This is a genomic window from Thioclava dalianensis (assembly GCF_000715505.1).
Classification (GTDB): Bacteria; Pseudomonadota; Alphaproteobacteria; order Rhodobacterales; family Rhodobacteraceae; genus Thioclava; species Thioclava dalianensis.
Map to the genome: position 1 here is coordinate 1 of NZ_JHEH01000002.1, position 16525 is coordinate 16525.

Genomic DNA, 16525 nt, shown 5'->3' on the forward strand with positions numbered 1-16525 from the left:
CCCCAGCGGATCGGGCTTGCCACCGATACCGGCGGCGGATCGAGCTTTTCGATGCTGCGCACGATGGCCGCCACCTATGAGATCGGCCAACTGACCGGGCAACCGCTGCATCCCGCTCAATTGTGGTGGCTGGCGACCCAAGGCTCGGCCCGCGCGCTGCGTATTGAGCACAAGGTCGGCGCGCTGGCCCCCGGCATGGAGGCCGATTTCATCGCCGTGGATCTGGCCTCGACGCCCGCGATTGCCCAGCGTCAGGCCCGCGCCGAGGATATTTGGGAGGCGCTTTTCCCGACGATCATGATGGGCGATGACCGCGCGATTGCAGGCACTTGGATCGCCGGGACGCGCCAAACCATCGGCTGAGATCGAAATCGTCTCGACCCGCGCATGCCCCCTGACGGGACGCGGGTCGTCTTTCACCTCATGGAAAACGTGCGGGCGCTAAGGTGCAGATGTCACGCCGCCTGCGCGCAGCACGCCGTGTCGTCGCGGGTTTGGCGCTTGCGCCAGCCGATCAGCACGAACAGGCCAAGGGCTGCCAGCATCATCCAGATCGTGGGCGGCAGCGGCACAACGGCGGGCGTCTCAACCATCATCGAAATATCGTCGAGCGTGGCGCTCATCGAATAGGTCTGCGCCTCAAGCGAGAACTGCACACCAAGCACTGATCCGGCATTGGCCTGCATCAGCGATGTCAGATCAAAGCTCAGCGTGGAGGCCTGCCCCTCGCCCAATTGAAGCCCGGACTGCGCGGTCGAATAGACCTGCGAGATCACCGCGCCCACGGAATTGACGATCGAGGCCTTAAACTGCTGGCGCGGCACGTTGAAATAGCCAAAGAGATCGATCTTCTGCGTAAAATTAAGCGTCGCGTTGACCACAGCATCGGGCACGGTGAAAAACTGTGTGAGCGTCGACACCCCGGCATAGCGCGGATCGTATTGCACATCGTAGCGCCCGTTCATCGCCCTTTGACCAAAAAGCGAATTCGAACCACGGACGGTATCGAAATGCTCCCCCCTGCTATTGGAGGTCGTGCTCCACCCCGAGAGGTTGCCTGCCTCAAAGCCGCCATTCGAAATGAGATCGACCGTCACGGCGCGGGCCGCACCCGTGCCCAGCCAGCCTGCCAGCACCAGCGCAATCATTGCCAAGATAGACTGTTTTACGGTCATTTCGCTTTACCTTGCTTGTCCTGCCTGTGCGACGCGGTCTGGTCTGCCGGGCGCGATTCATCATTCGTTAGCCATTTTTTCTAAGTATCAAATGCGCTCAGAATGAGGCGGAGAGGTGGCAGATCCGGTCTCATTTTGCGATCACGGCGAAAAGAAAACGCGCGCATCCCAAAGAATGCGCGCGCCAAGTTTTGCTATGATTTGAAAGCCTTGGTTAAGAAATCCGGTCCCACTGCACCGTGAATTCGCCCAAGACCTGACGCAGCTTGGCATCCTCGCACGCCGCATTCGCCTCGATATTTGCCACAAGGCCACGCTTCTTGTCCTCGACGACTGAGGCCACATGCGCCTCGAGCCCCGCCTCTTTCAGCGCACCGTTAAGCACCCGCGTGATCGCGCTTTTGCGCAGCGCAGGTTTGAAGATCTTGCCCACGGCGGTTTTCGGCAACTCGTCCATGATCTCAAGATATTTTGGGATTGCCGCGCGCTCGTGGATGTTGTCGCGCGCGTGAGCCAGCAAGGCCTCGACGCTGATCTCGGCGCCGCCCACCAGCTCGACATAGGCGCAGGGCAGCTCGCCCGAGAAAGCATCGGGCTGACCGATAGCGCCTGCAAACGCAACCGCCGGATGGCTGAGCAGCGCATCTTCGATCTCGGCGGGATCCAGATTATGCCCGCCCCGGATGATCAGATCCTTGGCGCGCCCGGTGATCCAGAGATAGCCTTCCGCATCGATGCGCCCCAGATCGCCGGTCCGCAAGAACCGCTCCTCGGCGAACAGATCGTGGTTCTTGTCGGCCTCGGTATATGTCGAGCCCTCGAAGACGCCGGGATTGGCCACGCAGATCTCGCCCACCTCATCGGCGCCGCATTCGCGAAACCCCTCGGGCGATTTGAGCAAAATGCGCACATGGCTATAGGGCAGCGGGATCCCGACCGAGCCCACTTTCTTCTTGCCATCCACCGGATTGACCGAGACCAGACAGGTCGCTTCCGTCAGCCCGTAGCCTTCCGCGATCTCAACCCCGGTTGCCGCTTTGAAGCGGTTATAGAGCTCGATCGGCAAGGGTGCAGAGCCCGACAGCGCGGTACGCAGGCTTGAGATATCCGCATTGACCGGACGCTGGACCATGGCGGAGACGGCGGTGGGCACGGTGATCAGGAAGGTCACCTTCCAGCGCTCGATCAGCTTCCAGAAATTGTCGAACACCCCATCACCGCGATAGCCCGCAGGCGTCGGGAAGATGACATGCGCCCCCGAGGCAATGGCCGACATCAGGATCGGATAGGCTGCAAAGACATGGAAGAGCGGCAACGGGCACATCATCACGTCTTGCTCGTTGAACAACAGCCGCCCGCCCAGCCAGCCATTATAGATCATGCCGGAATATTTGTGCTGGGCGACCTTGGGCATGCCCGTGGTGCCGCCGGTGTGGAAATAGGCCGCGACCCGGTCTTCCTGCACATCCTCGAACATCAGCGTGTCGCCGGGCAGCTTGGCCGCCTCGGCCTTGAGGTTCATGACCTTGGCGTTATGCGTCACTTCAAGCTTCGGACGTATGAAGGGCACGATCCAGCTTTTGGGTGGCGTGAGATAGCGGTTGAGATCGATCTCGAGCACCGTCTTCACATTGGGTGCCAGCCGGACCGCCTCGGCGGCCTTTTGCGCGACATCGGTCTTGGGGAACGGCTTGAGCGTGACCAGCACCTTGGCCCCCGTCTCGCGCAGGATCGCCGCGACCTGTTCAGGCTCCAAAAGCGGGTTGATCGGGTTCACGATCCCAGCGGTTGCGCCGCCCAGCAAGACCACCGCCGTCTCAAGCGCATTGGGCAACATATAAGCGACCGTGTCCTTGGGACCGATTCCCAGATGGCGCAACAGATTGGCGCATTGCGTGACCTGCGCATGCAATTGCTGCCAGCTCAGCGTCTCGGCCTTGTCGGTCGGACCCGACAGAATCTGAAACGACAGCGCCGGGCGCGAACCATGGGTCTTTGCCACCTCCGAGAGAAACCCGTAGAGCGTCACCGGGCGCTTGCGCGCCTCCCACGGTTTTTCGGCCTCCACAGCGTCGCGATCGGCGACTGTTGCAAATCTCTGCATCTCTTGATCCTCCCCGGGGCTCGAACCGCTTCCTCCAGCGCCTCTCTGACCAAGATGGTTCAAAAGCCGCCATCACGGCAAGAGGCGCGCTACGTTGCAACGCCACGTCACAGACCTCGTGACGCGAGGATACACCCCTTGGAAAACCATGAAAAAGGGCGCCCGGCAAGGCGCCCTCCCTCTCTTTCACCGATCTTGCGGCGATATGACTTAAAGACCGTCGGTGAATTGCAGCCGGGCCAGTTCGGCATAAAGCCCCCCCGCGGCCACGAGGCTGTCATGCGTGCCCTGCGCCACGATCCGACCTTCTTCGAAGACAACGATCCGGTCGGCCTTTTTCACGGTGGCGAGCCGGTGGGCCACGATTACCGTGGTGCGGGTGCGCGCGAGCTGGTCGACAGCGGCCTGCACGGCGCGCTCGGAGGCAGCATCGAGCGCCGATGTGGCCTCGTCGAGCAGCAGGATCGGCGCTTCGCGCAGGATCGCCCGGGCAATCGCGATCCGCTGTTTCTGGCCTCCTGACAGCATCACGCCGCGCTCGCCGACATAGGTGTCGAGCCCCTCGGGCAGGGCTGCAAGGAAGTCATAGGCATGGGCTGCGCGGGCGGCCTCTTCGACCTCTGCGTCCGAGGCATCGGGGCGGCCAAAGCGGATATTGTCACGGGCGGAGGCGGCAAACACCACCGGATCCTGCGGCACGAGCGCCACCGCTTGGCGAAAATCGACCCGCGCCATCTCGCGCAGATCATAGCCATCAATCGTAACCCGGCCCGTCTCGGGGTCCCAGAACCGCTGGATGAGCTGGATCATCGTGGTCTTACCCGCCCCCGAGGGGCCGACCAGCGCCACGGTCTCGCCCGGTGCGATCTCAAGATCGACATGTTCAAGCGCAGAGGCCTGTGGCCGCGACGGGTAATGGAATGAGACATCCTCGAAACGGATCGCGCCCTTGGCGGGCATCGGCAGCGGCACCGGATGCTCGGGATCGAGCACGGTATCCGTGGCCTGCAAAAGTTCCACCAGCCGCTCGGTCGCGCCCGCCGCACGCTGCAATTCCGACCAGATCTCGGAAAGCGCGCCCACCGAGCCCGCAACCATCACCGCATAGATGACGAACTGCACCAGCTCGCCCACCGACATCTCGCCCGAGCGCACATCGCGCGCGCCGATCCACAGCACGCCCACGACGCCCGCGAAGACCAGAAAGATCACGATCATCGTCATCACCGCACGGGTGCCGATGCGCTTCTTGGCCGACAGGAACGCCTGCTCTGTCACATAGGAAAACCGCTCGCGGGTGATCGGCTCATGGGTGAAGGCCTGCACGGTTTGCGCGGAGAGAAGTGATTCCGAAGCCGAGCCCGAACTGTTGGCGATCCAGTCCTGGTTCTCGCGCCCCAATGTCCGCAGGCGACGCCCCAGCACGACGATCGGGATCACCACCAGCGGCACGACCAGCAGCACCAGCCCGGTCAGCTTGGCCGAGGTGAACAGCAACATCACCATCCCGCCCACGAGGATCAGCAGGTTGCGCAACGCCACCGAGACCGACGAGCCGATGACCGACAGGATCAGCGTCGTGTCGGTGGTGATGCGCGAGATGATCTCGCCGGTGAGGATCCGCTCGAAAAAGGCGGGGCTCATGGTGATAACGCGGGCGAAGACCGCCTTGCGGATATCGGCCACGACCCGCTCGCCAAAGCGCGTCACGAGGTAATAGCGCGCGCCCGTTCCGATCGCGAGAAGCAATGCGATGAACAGCGCGGCGCCAAAATACTGATCAAGCAGCGCGGCCCCCTTCTGGAAGCCATCGACCACCCGGCGCACAGCCAGCGGCAGGATCAGCGAGATCGCAGCCGTCGCCACCAGAGCCGCAAGCGCACCCGCCGCATAGCCCTTATAGGGGGCCACGAAAGGCGCGAGTCCCCGAAGTGCACCGATTTTCTTGGTCTTGGGCCGATCATCGGCCGGTCCGGTAGGTCTGCGCGCCATGGAATTCCCCTCGTTACCGCCCAAGGGTTTAGGGGCCATCCCCCCATGGGGCAAGCCTCGAATGGGGTCCGCGACCGCCCCGGAGGGCGGCTTTGGCCTCACAAATGCTCACTTTGCAGTGGTCAGAAGGAGTGGTACGGGCGGCCGGACTTGAACCGGCACGGCCTCTCGGCCCAGGGAGTTTAAGTCCCATGCGTCTACCATTTCGCCACGCCCGCAGCGGTGCCTTGGCTACCGCGCCGCGCGGGCGCTGACAAGCCTCAACGGCCCTCAAAGCGCGGCGCACGTTTCTCCAGAAACGCCATCACGCCCTCGCGGAAATCATGGCTCTTGCCCAGTTCGCCCTGCAAGGCGGCCTCCAGTTCCAGCTGGGCTGCGGGATCGTTGCTGTAGCTTTCACGCAAAGCGCGCTTGACCGCGCGATAGGCCACCGTCGGCCCGTTCGCCAGATGCGCCGCGCGCGCACGCCAATGCCCGTCGAACTCGCTCTGCGGCACGGCCTCCCAGATCATCCCCCAATCGAGCGCCTGTTGGGCGGTGATCGTATCGGCAAAGAGCGCAAGCCCCATCGCACGCGCGAATCCCACCTGACGCGGCAGCCAATAGGTGCCCCCGGCATCCGGCATCAGCCCGATCCGCGTGAAGGCCTGCACGAAGACCGCCGTATCCGCGGCGATCACCACATCGGCGGCCAGCGCAAGATTGGCCCCTGCCCCTGCCGCCGCTCCGTTCACCGCCGAAATCACCGGCACCGGGCAGTCATAGATCGCCTTGAGAAGCGGCTCATATTCCTCGCGCAGCACGCGTTCCAGATCCAGCCCGGCGGCGGACACCCCATCGCCCAGATCCTGACCTGAGCAAAACGCCCGCCCCGCGCCGGTGATCACGATCACCCGCGCCTCGGTCTGCGCGCGCGTAATCGCCTCATGCAGCTCGGCGCGCATCTGCGTGTTGAGCGCATTCATCACGTCCGGGCGGTTGAGCGTGATCTGCGCCACGCCCTCTTCAATCGCGTAGCTGATGGCCTGAAATGTCATCGCGTGCCTCCCTCATCTGGTTGGCCGCAGGATACCGACCGCCGCCAAAAGCGAAAGAAGAACACTGCGTCACCTCGCCATGCGGCCCGCGCATAGAGAGACACCGGACCTTTCGGCCCGGTGCCCCGTCATTCGCTCAGGCCGTGCTTAGCGCGCGACGCAATCGGCAAAATACGTCAACGTCCCGTCTGCCGCTTTTTCGGTGACCAGACCGTGGATATCGGTCTCAAATCCGGGGCATTCGCGCGCGAAATCGCGGTTGAAGCGCAGATAATCCACGATCTTGGCATTGAACACCTCGCCCGGGATCAACAGCGGAATGCCCGGCGGATAGGGGGTGACAAGGCTCGTGGTGATGCGCCCTTCCAGCTCGTCAATCGGCACCCGCTCGGTCTTGCGCCGGGCGATATGGGCAAACGCATCCGAGGGCGTGAGCGCAGGCATATGATCGCTGAGATAGATCTCGGTCGAAAGCCGCGCCACGTCGTATTTCGCATAAAGCGTGTGGACATGCTGGCTGAGATCTTTCAGCCCCATCTGCTCGTAGCGCGCATGTTTGGCCGAAAACTCCGGCATCACGCGCCAGAGCGGCTGGTTGCGGTCGTAATCATCCTTGAACTGCTGGAGTGCGGCCAGCAGCGTGTTCCAGCGGCCCTTGGTGATGCCGATCGTGAACATGATGAAGAAGCTGTAGAGCCCGGTCTTCTCGACCACAACGCCATGTTCGGCGAGGTATTTCGACACGATTGAGGCAGGGATCCCGCTGGTGTCAAACCGTCCGTCCAGATTGAGGCCGGGCGTGATGATCGTGGCCTTGATCGGGTCGAGCATGTTGAAGCGCGGCGCCATATGGCCAAAGCCGTGCCAGCTGTCAGAGCCGCCGCTTTCCAGCCCCTCGGCATCGGTCTTTTGCAAAATCCAGTCGTTTTGCTCGCCCATGCCATCCTCGACATGATCGAAATCGGCCGGACCCCAGACCTGGAACCACCAGTCATCCGAGCCGTATTCCTCTTCGACCTTGCGCATGGCCCGGCGGAAATCGAGCGCTTCAACGATGCTTTCCTCGACCAGCGCCGTGCCGCCCGGAGGCTCCATCATAGCCGCTGCGACATCGCAGCTTGCGATGATCGAGTATTGCGGGCTGGTGGAGGAGTGCATCAGATAGCTCTCGTTAAAGAGCGGGCGGTCCAGCGCCACCTCTTCACTGTCTTGCACCAGCACATGGCTCGCCTGCGAGATCCCGGCCAGCAGCTTGTGCACCGATTGCGTCGCATAGGTGATCGACTTGGTCGTGCGCCCGCGCTTGCGGCCCATCGCGTGGAACTGGCCGTAGAACGGGTGGAAGGCGGCATGGGGCAGCCAAGCCTCGTCGAAATGCAAGTTGTCGATCCACCCATCGAGCATGCCCTTCACCACTTCGGTGTTGTAGAGCACGCCGTCATAGGTCGATTGGGTGAGCGTCATGATGCGCGGGCGCACCGTGTCGGCGTCGTAATCCTTGAGCAGCGGGTTGGCGCGGATTTTCTCGCGGATCGTCTCGGGCTCGAATTCCGAGCGCTGGATCGGACCGATGATGCCCCAATGGTTGCGCGTGGGCCGCAAGAAGACCGGGATCGCGCCGGTCATGATGATCGCATGCAGGATCGATTTGTGGCAGTTGCGGTCCACCACCACGACATCGCCGGGCGCGACCGTGTGGTGCCAGACCATCTTGTTGCTGGTGCTGGTGCCGTTGGTCACGAAAAAGCAGTGATCGGCGTTGAAGATCCGCGCCGCGTTACGCTCAGACGCGCCAATGGCACCGTTATGATCGAGCAGTTGCCCCAGCTCTTCGACCGCATTGCACACATCCGCGCGCAGCATGTTCTCGCCGTAGAACTGGTGATACATCTGCCCGATCGGCGATTTCAGGAAGGCCACGCCCCCCGAATGGCCCGGGCAATGCCACGAGTAAGAGCCATCCTCGGCGTAATCCAGCAACTGCTTGAAGAAGGGCGGCTGAATGCCTTCGAGATAGCTCTTGGCCTCGCGGATGATGTGCTTGGCCACGAAATCGGGCGTGTCCTCGAACATGTGGATGAAGCCATGCAGCTCGCGCAGGATGTCGTTGGGCAGATGGCGCGACGTCTTGGTCTCGCCATGCAGGAAGATCGGCACATCCGAGTTCTTCCAGCGCACTTCCTCGATGAAGGCGCGCAGCTTCTCGACCGCCGGATCCAGCTCGGGCCCTGCGGAAAACTCCTCATCGTCAATCGACAGCACGAAGGCCGAGGCGCGGCTTTGCTGTTGGGCGAATTGCGACAGATCGCCGTAACTCGTGACCCCGAGGATCTCGAACCCCTCTTCCTCGATGGCCGAGGCCAAGGCGCGAATGCCAAGCCCGGACGTGTTTTCGGAGCGGAAATCTTCGTCGATGATGACGATTGGAAAACGGAACTTCATCGCGCGTCCCTTTCTGGCCACGTCATGGCCTTTGCAAGCATAAGGCGTGTTTCAAGCACCGCGCGCGCCCCGTCAAGGCCTAGGCAGAGCGAGCCGCGTGCGCAACGCCCCCGCGCGGTCCGGCCCGGCTCAGGCGTCGTCGCCCATCAATTCATTGAGCCGCGTCTTTTCCGCGTCTGATAGCGCGGGCGCGCGTGCGGTGTCGTCCTCTTCGCGGCGCGAGCGGATATAGGCAAAGCCCCCGATCAGTGCGATCAGAAACACCGCAGGCCCCAGATACCACAGCACGAGATTGGCCCCGGTCTTCTCGGGGTTAAACAGAACATATTCGCCATAGCGCGCCGTGATGTAATCGATCACCTGCTGATTGGTATCGCCTGCGCTCAGCCGTTCGCGCACCAGCACCCGCAAATCGCGCGCCACATCGGCATTCGAATCGTCGATATTCTCGCCCTGACAGACCGGGCAGCGCAGGTCTTTCGAGATCTCACGGGCCCGCGCCTCGAGGGCGGGATCCTTGAGCATCTCTGAGGGCTGCACCGCAAATCCGGGCGCGGCCCAGATAAGCAAAACAAAACTGAGCAGGAGTGACCTAAGCATCGCTTATTCCGCCGGTGTTGCGTGATGGGCCGAGAGCTGCGCCTTGCGCGCGCCCGCCGCGACCCGGTAGCGCCGGTCGCTCAGGCTCAGCAAGCCGCCCAGTGCCATCAGGATCGCGCCGCCCCAGATCCAATCCGCGAAGGGCTTGATATAGGTCCGCACCGCGTAACCGCCATTGTCCTGAGGATCGCCGACCACCAGATAGACGTCGCCCCAGAACCCCGCATGGATCGCGGCTTCCGTCGTGGGCATGCGCTGCACCGGGAAGACGCGCTTTTCGGGATAGAGGGTGGCGATCGGTTTGCCGTCACGCGTGACCGTCATCTTCGCGCGGGTTGCGGTGTAGTTTGGGCCCTGCACGTCATTGACCGAGTTGAGCGTGATCTCATAGCCATCCACGCCAAAGCGCTCGCCGATCTGCGCCACGCGGATATCCTCGACCTGCCCCGCCAGCAAAAGCCCGACCCCGATGAAGGTGATACCAAGCCCGCCATGCGCCGTGGCCTTGCCCCAATCCGCACGCGGCAGGCGCAACAGGCGCGCAGGCTTGCGCGCCGCACGCAGCCACAGCTCGGTGGCCGCACCAAAGACCAGCCATGCGCCAAGGAAGGTTGCGATCAACGCGAGCAGCGAATTGCCCGTCTCCATCGCCCAAGCCAACCCGCCCAAAGCGAGCGCCAGCACCAGCGCGGGGATCAGGTTGCGCAGGCTCCGCCCCAGTTTCGCGCGCTTCCACGGGATGAGTGAGCCCACAGGCAGCACTAATGCGAGGATCACCATAAAGGGCGTGAAAGCCTGATCGAAGAAGGGCGCGCCGACCGAGAGCTTGCGGTCAAAGGCCATCTCGGCCACGAGCGGCCAGATCGTGCCCACGAACACCACCAAGGCCGCCACCGCCAACAGGATATTGTTCAAGACCAGCGCGCTTTCACGCGAGACCATCGAGAACACGCCCTTGGCCTGCATCGCGCCTGCGCGGGCGGCATAAAGCGTCAGCGCTCCGCCCAGGAACACCCCGAGGATCGCCAGAATGAAGATACCGCGCTTGGGGTCCGAGGCAAAGGAATGCACCGAGGTGATCACGCCCGAGCGCACGATAAACGTCCCGATCAGCGAGAAGCCGAAGGCGAGGATCGCAAGCAGGATCGTCCAGCTTTTGAGCGCCTCACGCTTCTCGACCACGATGGCCGAATGCAAGAGCGCACCCGCCAGAAGCCACGGCATGAAGGAGGCGTTCTCGACCGGATCCCAGAACCAGAACCCACCCCAGCCAAGCTCGTAATAGGCCCACCAAGAGCCCATCGCGATCCCGATGGTCAGAAAGATCCACGCCGCGAGCGTCCAAGGCCGCACCCAGCGCGCCCAAGCCGCATCGACACGGCCCTCGATCAAGGCCGCGACCGCGAAGGAGAACGCCATCGAAAGGCCGACATAGCCGAGATAAAGGAAGGGCGGGTGGAAGGCGAGGCCGGGATCTTGCAGCAGCGGGTTCATCCCCTGCCCGTTGAAGGGCGGCTCGGCAAGGCGCAGAAACGGGTTCGAGGTGAAGACTATAAAGATCAGAAACGCGACGCCAATCGAGCCCTGCACAGCCAGCACACGGGCGCGCAGGCGCGGCGGCAAGGCGCTTCCGAACCACGAGGCCGCAGCCCCGAACAGCGACAGGATCAGCACCCAGAGCAGCATCGAGCCCTCATGATTGCCCCAAACCCCGGTCACCTTGTAGAGCATCGGCTTGTCGGTATGCGAGTTCGCCCAGACCAGCTTGAGCGAGAAATCCGAGACCACGAAGGCATGGGTCAGCGCCGCAAAGCTGATCGCGAGAAGCAAAAACTGCGTGGTGGCCGCGGGATCAGCGACAGCCATCCAGCCGCGCCAGCCCTTCTGCGCGCCGATCAACGGCACCACCGTCTGCACAACTGCGACTGCAAGCGCCAGAATCAGCGTGAAATGCCCGAGTTCGTTGATCATGGGAAACATCCTTTTGGCCCGCGCAGACCGCACCATAAAGCGAACCGCCACGCGGGCCAAGCCGGATGCGCGCCGATGTCGCATAGAAAACATGGCGGGCGGCTGGCGCGCGCCGGGCGATCCCCCTAAAAGATCCCATGTGCACAGTCTGCCTGAGGCAGGCCGCCTGCAGGACGACCTGCCGATCAGGCGCGAAAAGGAGAGAGCGATGCGACACCTCTGGACTGGGATGGCAGCGGGTGCGGCCCTTGCGCTGACGCTTGCGGGCTGCAAATCCGACCCCACCGATCCGCTCGAAGCGGTCGCGCCCAATGCGGTCTGGGAAGTGGTCGAGATCGCCGGAAAGCCAGTGCCCAAGGATATCGAGGTGACGCTCACCCATCCCGAAGCCGGGCTGATCGCGGGGCGCTCGGGATGCAATCACTATAACGGGCGGATCTCGGAGCAGGACGGCCGGGTGCGCATTGGCGAGCTGGCAGGCACCCGGATGGCCTGCCCGGGCCCCGTGATGGCGGTCGAGCAGGCCTTCCGCTCGGCGATTGCGCGGGTCGATGCCGTGGAGATCCGCGACGACCGGCTGGAGCTGATGGCGGGCGGCAAGCCGATGGTGATCGCCACGCCCTGAGGCTCGCCTGAGACCCCATCCCCCGGACTTGCGCTGTGCGGAGCGCTATGCTTGAAATCGATCCGGGCACGCTTTGGGCAGCCTTCCGCGCGCGCTAGACCGTCTCGCGGCTTGCGGCCCGTGCGCCGCCCCCTCTCTCAGATCAGGAGCCCCCGATGACAGTACCAACGCTGCAGACGCCCCACCCGTTTTCATGCCATTGCGGCGCGGTGAAGATGGAGGTCACGCTGTCGGACGGGCTCGCCACTGCACGGCGCTGCGATTGCTCATTCTGCCGCAGACGGGGCGCGATTGCGGTCTCGGCGCCGCTCTCAGGCATCCGCATCGTGCAGGGCGCGGACAATCTGAGCCTTTATCAATTCGGCACAGGCACGGCGAAGCACTATTTCTGCAAGACCTGCGGGAATTACACGCATCACCAGCGCCGCTCGAACCCAGAGCAATATGGTGTCAACGCAGCCTGCCTGGAGGGCGTGAACCCGCGCGACCTCGATCCCGTGCCGTGGAATGACGGGGTCAATCACCCATCCGATCAGCCGCGCTAGACGCGGGCTCCGGCACCGGCTCAAAGGCACCAAGCCATGTCTTGAGCAAAGCATCGAGCGCTTCGCGCTGGTCTGGATCAAGCGCTGCCAGCAACCGGTGCTGATTGGCGACATGCGCGGTGACGACCTGCTCGATCACCGCAAAGCCCGGCTCCGTCAGCGCCACGACCGAGCCGCGCCCATCCTGAGGGTTGCGCTTGCGCGCGATCAAGCCGCGCGCCTCAAGCCTGTCCAGCCGGTTGGTCATCGTGCCCGATGTCACCATCGTCCATGCCATCAGATCCGACGGGCTGAGCGCATAGGGCGCGCCCGAGCGCCGCAAGGTCGCCAGAACATCAAAGCTTGCCGCGTTGAGCCCATGGGCGCTGTAGAGGGCCGCAAGCTCCGCCAACAGCGCATCATGCAGGCGCTTGAGCCGCCCCAGCACCCCCATCGCGGAGACATCGAGATCGGGGCGCTCGGCCCGCCATTGCTCCAAAATTCTATCGACCTGATCCATGAAAGACATTGCATTGGAAATTTATCTTGACGTCAAGATGTCGCGATATATCTTGACGTCAAGATAAAAGGAGTTCCGATGCCCCGCCAACTCGACGTAGTCCTGACCGCCTCGGCCCCCGTGATCTGGGGCAGCACCTATATCGTCACGAGCCAGTTGCTGCCGCCGGGTTATCCTCTCACCGCCGCGATGCTGCGCGCCCTGCCCGCCGGGCTGATCTTGCTGCTGGTTGTGCGCCAGCTGCCCGAGCGGCGCTGGCTGGGCCGGGTCTTCCTGCTCGGCGCGCTGAATTTCACGCTGTTTTGGGCGGCGCTGTTTGTCGCGGCCTATCGCCTGCCGGGCGGGGTCGCGGCGGTGCTGGGCGCGGTGCAGCCGCTGATCGTACTGCTGCTGGCGCGGGGGTGGCTGGGCACGCCGCTGTCACGCGGGGCGCTTGGTGCGGCGGGTTTTGGGCTCGTGGGTGATCGTACTGCTGCTGGCGCGGGGGTGGCTGGGCACGCCGCTGTCACGCGGGGCGCTTGGTGCGGCGGTTTTGGGGCTCGTGGGTGTGGCGCTGCTGGTCTTGCAGCCGCATGCGAAGCTCGATCCGCTGGGCGTGGGGGCGGCGCTGATTGGCGCGGGCTCGATGGCGGCGGGCGTTGTTCTAACGCGCAGATGGCAGCCGCCTGTGCCCGCGTTGACCTTCACCGCGTGGCAGCTCACGGCGGGTGGCCTGCTGCTCGCGCCATTGGCCTTCGCGCTGGAGCCCGCCCTGCCGCCGCTCTCGGTACGCAACATCGCGGGCTTTCTCTGGCTTGGGCTGTTCGGGGCGGCGATCAGCTATTTCTTCTGGTTTCGCGGGATCGCCCGGCTGGGGCCCGCCGCCGTCACCAGTTTTGGCTTTCTCAGCCCGCTGAGCGCGGTCGTGCTGGGCTGGCTCGTGCTGGGAGAGCGGCTTGGGCGGGTGCAAACCTTGGGCGCGCTGATCGTGCTGGGCAGCGTCTGGCTCGCGGGGCGGATCAACCGGGGCCAGACGCGGATCGCGCCCCCTACCACCCCCGAGACCCGCGCGCTGTGAGCGTCAAACAAAACAGGCCCCCGCGCGCAGCGGGGGCCCTGTGATCTGACAGGCGTGCGGCGCTTAGCTGCGCAGGCTGCCGCCCGTGGCCTTGCTGACCTTATCCACGATCTTGCCGCTGACGGTCTCGATCTCGGCCTCGGTGAGCGTGGCATCGCGCGGCTGCAGGCGCACCGACAGCGCGATGGATTTCTTGCCCGCACCCATCTGCGCCTCGGCTTTGGGGCCGGTGAACTGGTCAAAGACCTGCACGCTCTCGATGAGCTTCTTATCCGCCCCGAGTGCGGCATTCACCGCCGTGATCGCCTCAACCTGCGCATCCACGACAAAGGCGAAATCGCGCTCGACGGCTTGCAGATCAGAGCTGCCCAGAGCCGGGCGGGCCGCGCCTTTCTTCTTCGGGAAGGGCACGTTCTCCAGCCAGATCGTGAAGGCCACGGCAGGCCCTTTCACATCCATCTCGCGCAGGATCTTGGGGTGGATCTCACCGAAGCTCGCCATCACGTTGGGACCAAGCGCCAGCGTGCCGGCGCGCCCGGGATGCCACCAGCCATCGAGTTTGCGATTGATCTGGGCGCGCGCGGGCGCACCGATGGCGCCCAGCACGGCTTCGAGATCGGCCTTAGCGTCGTAGAGATCGACCGGGCGACGCGAGCCCCACGGATCGCGCGGACCCGCCTGCCCCACCAACAGCCCCGAGGCCTGGATCACCTGCTCTCCGGGCTCACCGCCCTGAAATGCGGGGCCCACCTCGAACAGCGCCAGATCGGCAAACCCGCGTGCCTGATTGCGCGCCGCTGCCTGCAAGAGGCCCGGCAGCAGATCGGGGCGCATATGCGTCATCTCGGACGAGATCGGGTTTTCCAGCCGCGTGGCATCGGAACCGCCCCCAAAGAGTGCCGCCGCCGCCCCATCGATGAAGGAATAGGTCACGCATTCATTGTAGCCCAGCGTCGCGATCGTGCGCCGCGCCATGCCGGTGCGGGTCTGAAGCGGCGTGAGGATCGGCTCGGGCACGCCGGTGGTCTCGCGCGCCATCGGCGTCGCTTGCAGCCGGGTGAGCGAGGCGATGCGGGCCACTTCCTCGACCAGATCGGCCTCACCGCGCACATCGGGACGCCAGCTTGGCGGGCTCGCCATATCGCCATCGAGCGCAAAGCCCAAAGCGGTGAGCGTTTCGCGCTGTGTGGCCTCGGGAATCTCCATCCCCACGAGCGAGACCACCCGCGCCGTGTCCAGCCGATAGGCGCGCTGCGTATCGGGCACGGCGCCATCTTGCACCACATGCGAGGGCTCACCGCCGCACAGATCCAGCACCATCTGCGTCGCCAGCTCCAGCCCGGGCCGCGTGAAGGCCGGGTCCACGCCCCGCTCAAACCGGTAGCGCGCATCGGAGTTGATCTTGAGCGCGCGGCCCGTTGCGGCAATCGTGATCGGATCCCAATAGGCGCTTTCGAGGAACAGATCGACCGTGTCCTCATCGACGCCCGAGCTCTGCCCGCCCATGATCCCGGCAAGGCTCTCGACGCCTGCATCATCGCAGATCACCATATCGCCCGCGCGCAAGCTGTAGCTTTTCTCGTCGAGCGCGGCGAAACGCTCGCCGCCCTCGGCGGGCTTGATCACCAGATCGCCCGTCACCTTCGCCATGTCGAACACATGCAGCGGGCGGTTCAGGTCATAGGTGAAATAGTTGGTGATATCGACCAGCGCCGAGATCGGGCGCAGACCGATGGCGCGCAGACGCTTTTGCATCCATGCCGGGCTGGGCCCGTTCTTGACGCCGCGAATGACGCGACCGGCGAAAAGCGGCGCGCCCTTTTGCTTCAGCGCATCCGCGATGCGCACAGCCACCGGCGAATCGAACGTACCGGGCACCACGGTCTCGGCCAGCGGCTTGAGCGTCCCCAAGCCCCGCGCCGCCAGATCGCGCGCAATCCCACGCACGCCCAGCGCATCGGGGCGGTTGGGGGTGATCGAGATATCGATGATCGGATCGACCGCTTCGGGACGGTTCTGCGCCAGCCAGTCGGTGAACAACTGACCGACCTCGCCCGAGGGCAGCTCGATGATGCCGTTATGCTCGTCCGACAGCTCCAGCTCGCGCTCCGAGGCCATCATCCCGTGGCTCTCGACGCCCCGGATCTTGCCGACAGAAAGCGTGATATCCAGCCCCGGCACGTAATCGCCCGGCTTGCACAGCACCACCGTGATGCCTTCGCGCGCATTGGGCGCACCGCAGACGATTTGGCGCTCGCCCTCATCGGTGGCCACGGTGCACACGCGCAGCCGATCTGCATCGGGATGCTGAGACGCCGCCGTCACCTTGGCCAGAGTAAAGCCCGCCAGACGCTCGGCCGGATTGACGACCTCCTCGACCTCAAGCCCCAGATCGGTCAACGCATCGGCGATGTCCTCGATCTTGGCGTCGGTCTCGAGATGCTCCTTGAGCCAGGACAGGGTGAATTTCATGGGCTT

General features: G+C 64.1%; 13 protein-coding genes, 1 tRNA gene and 1 pseudogene. 5 read left to right on the forward strand and 10 right to left on the reverse strand.

All coding sequences use genetic code 11. From position 1 onward, the window contains the following. Positions 1 to 363 (forward strand): amidohydrolase family protein (locus DL1_RS01650; RefSeq protein WP_038061596.1); only part of this gene is annotated, 363 nt, incomplete at its 5' end. 92 nt (positions 364 to 455) lie between these two features. Here DL1_RS01650 and DL1_RS01655 read toward each other — a convergent pair. From DL1_RS01655 to DL1_RS01690, 8 genes are all read right to left on the reverse strand, one after another. Further along, positions 456 to 1175 (reverse strand): PEP-CTERM sorting domain-containing protein, encoded by a 720-nt coding sequence (locus DL1_RS01655; RefSeq protein WP_143081592.1) that lies wholly within the window; start codon positions 1173 to 1175, stop codon positions 456 to 458. A gap of 214 nt (positions 1176 to 1389) precedes the next feature. Next, complete coding sequence (locus DL1_RS01660) at positions 1390 to 3279, reverse strand: acyl-CoA synthetase (RefSeq protein ID WP_038061605.1); 1890 nt, start codon at positions 3277 to 3279, stop codon at positions 1390 to 1392. A 210-nt stretch (positions 3280 to 3489) separates the two neighbouring features. After that, positions 3490 to 5271 (reverse strand): ABC transporter transmembrane domain-containing protein, encoded by a 1782-nt coding sequence (locus DL1_RS01665; protein WP_038061608.1) that lies wholly within the window; start codon positions 5269 to 5271, stop codon positions 3490 to 3492. A 132-nt stretch (positions 5272 to 5403) separates the two neighbouring features. Continuing rightward, positions 5404 to 5489, reverse strand: a tRNA-Leu gene (locus DL1_RS01670). 42 nt (positions 5490 to 5531) lie between these two features. Then, positions 5532 to 6308 carry an enoyl-CoA hydratase-related protein gene (locus tag DL1_RS01675; RefSeq protein WP_038061611.1) on the reverse strand — a complete coding sequence of 259 codons (777 nt, stop codon included), beginning with the start codon at positions 6306 to 6308 and terminating at the stop codon, positions 5532 to 5534. 147 nt (positions 6309 to 6455) lie between these two features. Beyond that, the gene (locus DL1_RS01680; RefSeq protein WP_038061613.1) at positions 6456 to 8750 is read right to left on the reverse strand and encodes an arginine/lysine/ornithine decarboxylase; all 2295 of its coding nucleotides are present in this window, start codon (positions 8748 to 8750) and stop codon (positions 6456 to 6458) included. 129 nt (positions 8751 to 8879) lie between these two features. Next, positions 8880 to 9350: a cytochrome c-type biogenesis protein gene (locus DL1_RS01685; RefSeq protein WP_038061615.1), complete on the reverse strand. Its 471-nt coding sequence runs from the start codon at positions 9348 to 9350 to the stop codon at positions 8880 to 8882. 3 nt (positions 9351 to 9353) lie between these two features. Then, positions 9354 to 11321 (reverse strand): heme lyase CcmF/NrfE family subunit, encoded by a 1968-nt coding sequence (locus tag DL1_RS01690; protein ID WP_038061618.1) that lies wholly within the window; start codon positions 11319 to 11321, stop codon positions 9354 to 9356. A gap of 208 nt (positions 11322 to 11529) precedes the next feature. Here DL1_RS01690 and DL1_RS21130 point away from each other — a divergent pair, with 208 nt between their 5' ends. Both DL1_RS21130 and DL1_RS01700 read left to right on the forward strand, forming a co-directional pair. Continuing rightward, complete coding sequence (locus tag DL1_RS21130) at positions 11530 to 11946, forward strand: META domain-containing protein (RefSeq protein ID WP_162178728.1); 417 nt, start codon at positions 11530 to 11532, stop codon at positions 11944 to 11946. A gap of 155 nt (positions 11947 to 12101) precedes the next feature. Next, positions 12102 to 12491 carry a GFA family protein gene (locus DL1_RS01700; RefSeq protein WP_051693239.1) on the forward strand — a complete coding sequence of 130 codons (390 nt, stop codon included), beginning with the start codon at positions 12102 to 12104 and terminating at the stop codon, positions 12489 to 12491. Here DL1_RS01700 and DL1_RS01705 read toward each other — a convergent pair. Further along, positions 12463 to 12990, reverse strand: coding sequence for a MarR family winged helix-turn-helix transcriptional regulator (locus DL1_RS01705; protein WP_081856224.1), 528 nt, complete (start codon positions 12988 to 12990; stop codon positions 12463 to 12465). The two genes, DL1_RS01700 and DL1_RS01705, sit on opposite strands and share 29 nt — an antisense overlap. A 78-nt stretch (positions 12991 to 13068) precedes the next feature. Between DL1_RS01705 and DL1_RS22330 the strand changes: the two are divergent. Then, positions 13069 to 13392 (forward strand): annotated as a pseudogene (locus tag DL1_RS22330) (EamA family transporter); the annotation flags it as partial. Between the two features lie 34 nt (positions 13393 to 13426). Continuing rightward, positions 13427 to 14047, forward strand: coding sequence for a DMT family transporter (locus DL1_RS22335; RefSeq protein ID WP_428837384.1), 621 nt, complete (start codon positions 13427 to 13429; stop codon positions 14045 to 14047). A 63-nt stretch (positions 14048 to 14110) separates the two neighbouring features. Here DL1_RS22335 and pheT read toward each other — a convergent pair whose 3' ends face one another. After that, positions 14111 to 16519 (reverse strand): phenylalanine--tRNA ligase subunit beta, encoded by a 2409-nt coding sequence (gene pheT, locus DL1_RS01715; protein WP_038061628.1) that lies wholly within the window; start codon positions 16517 to 16519, stop codon positions 14111 to 14113. Positions 16520 to 16525 lie beyond the last annotated feature (6 nt).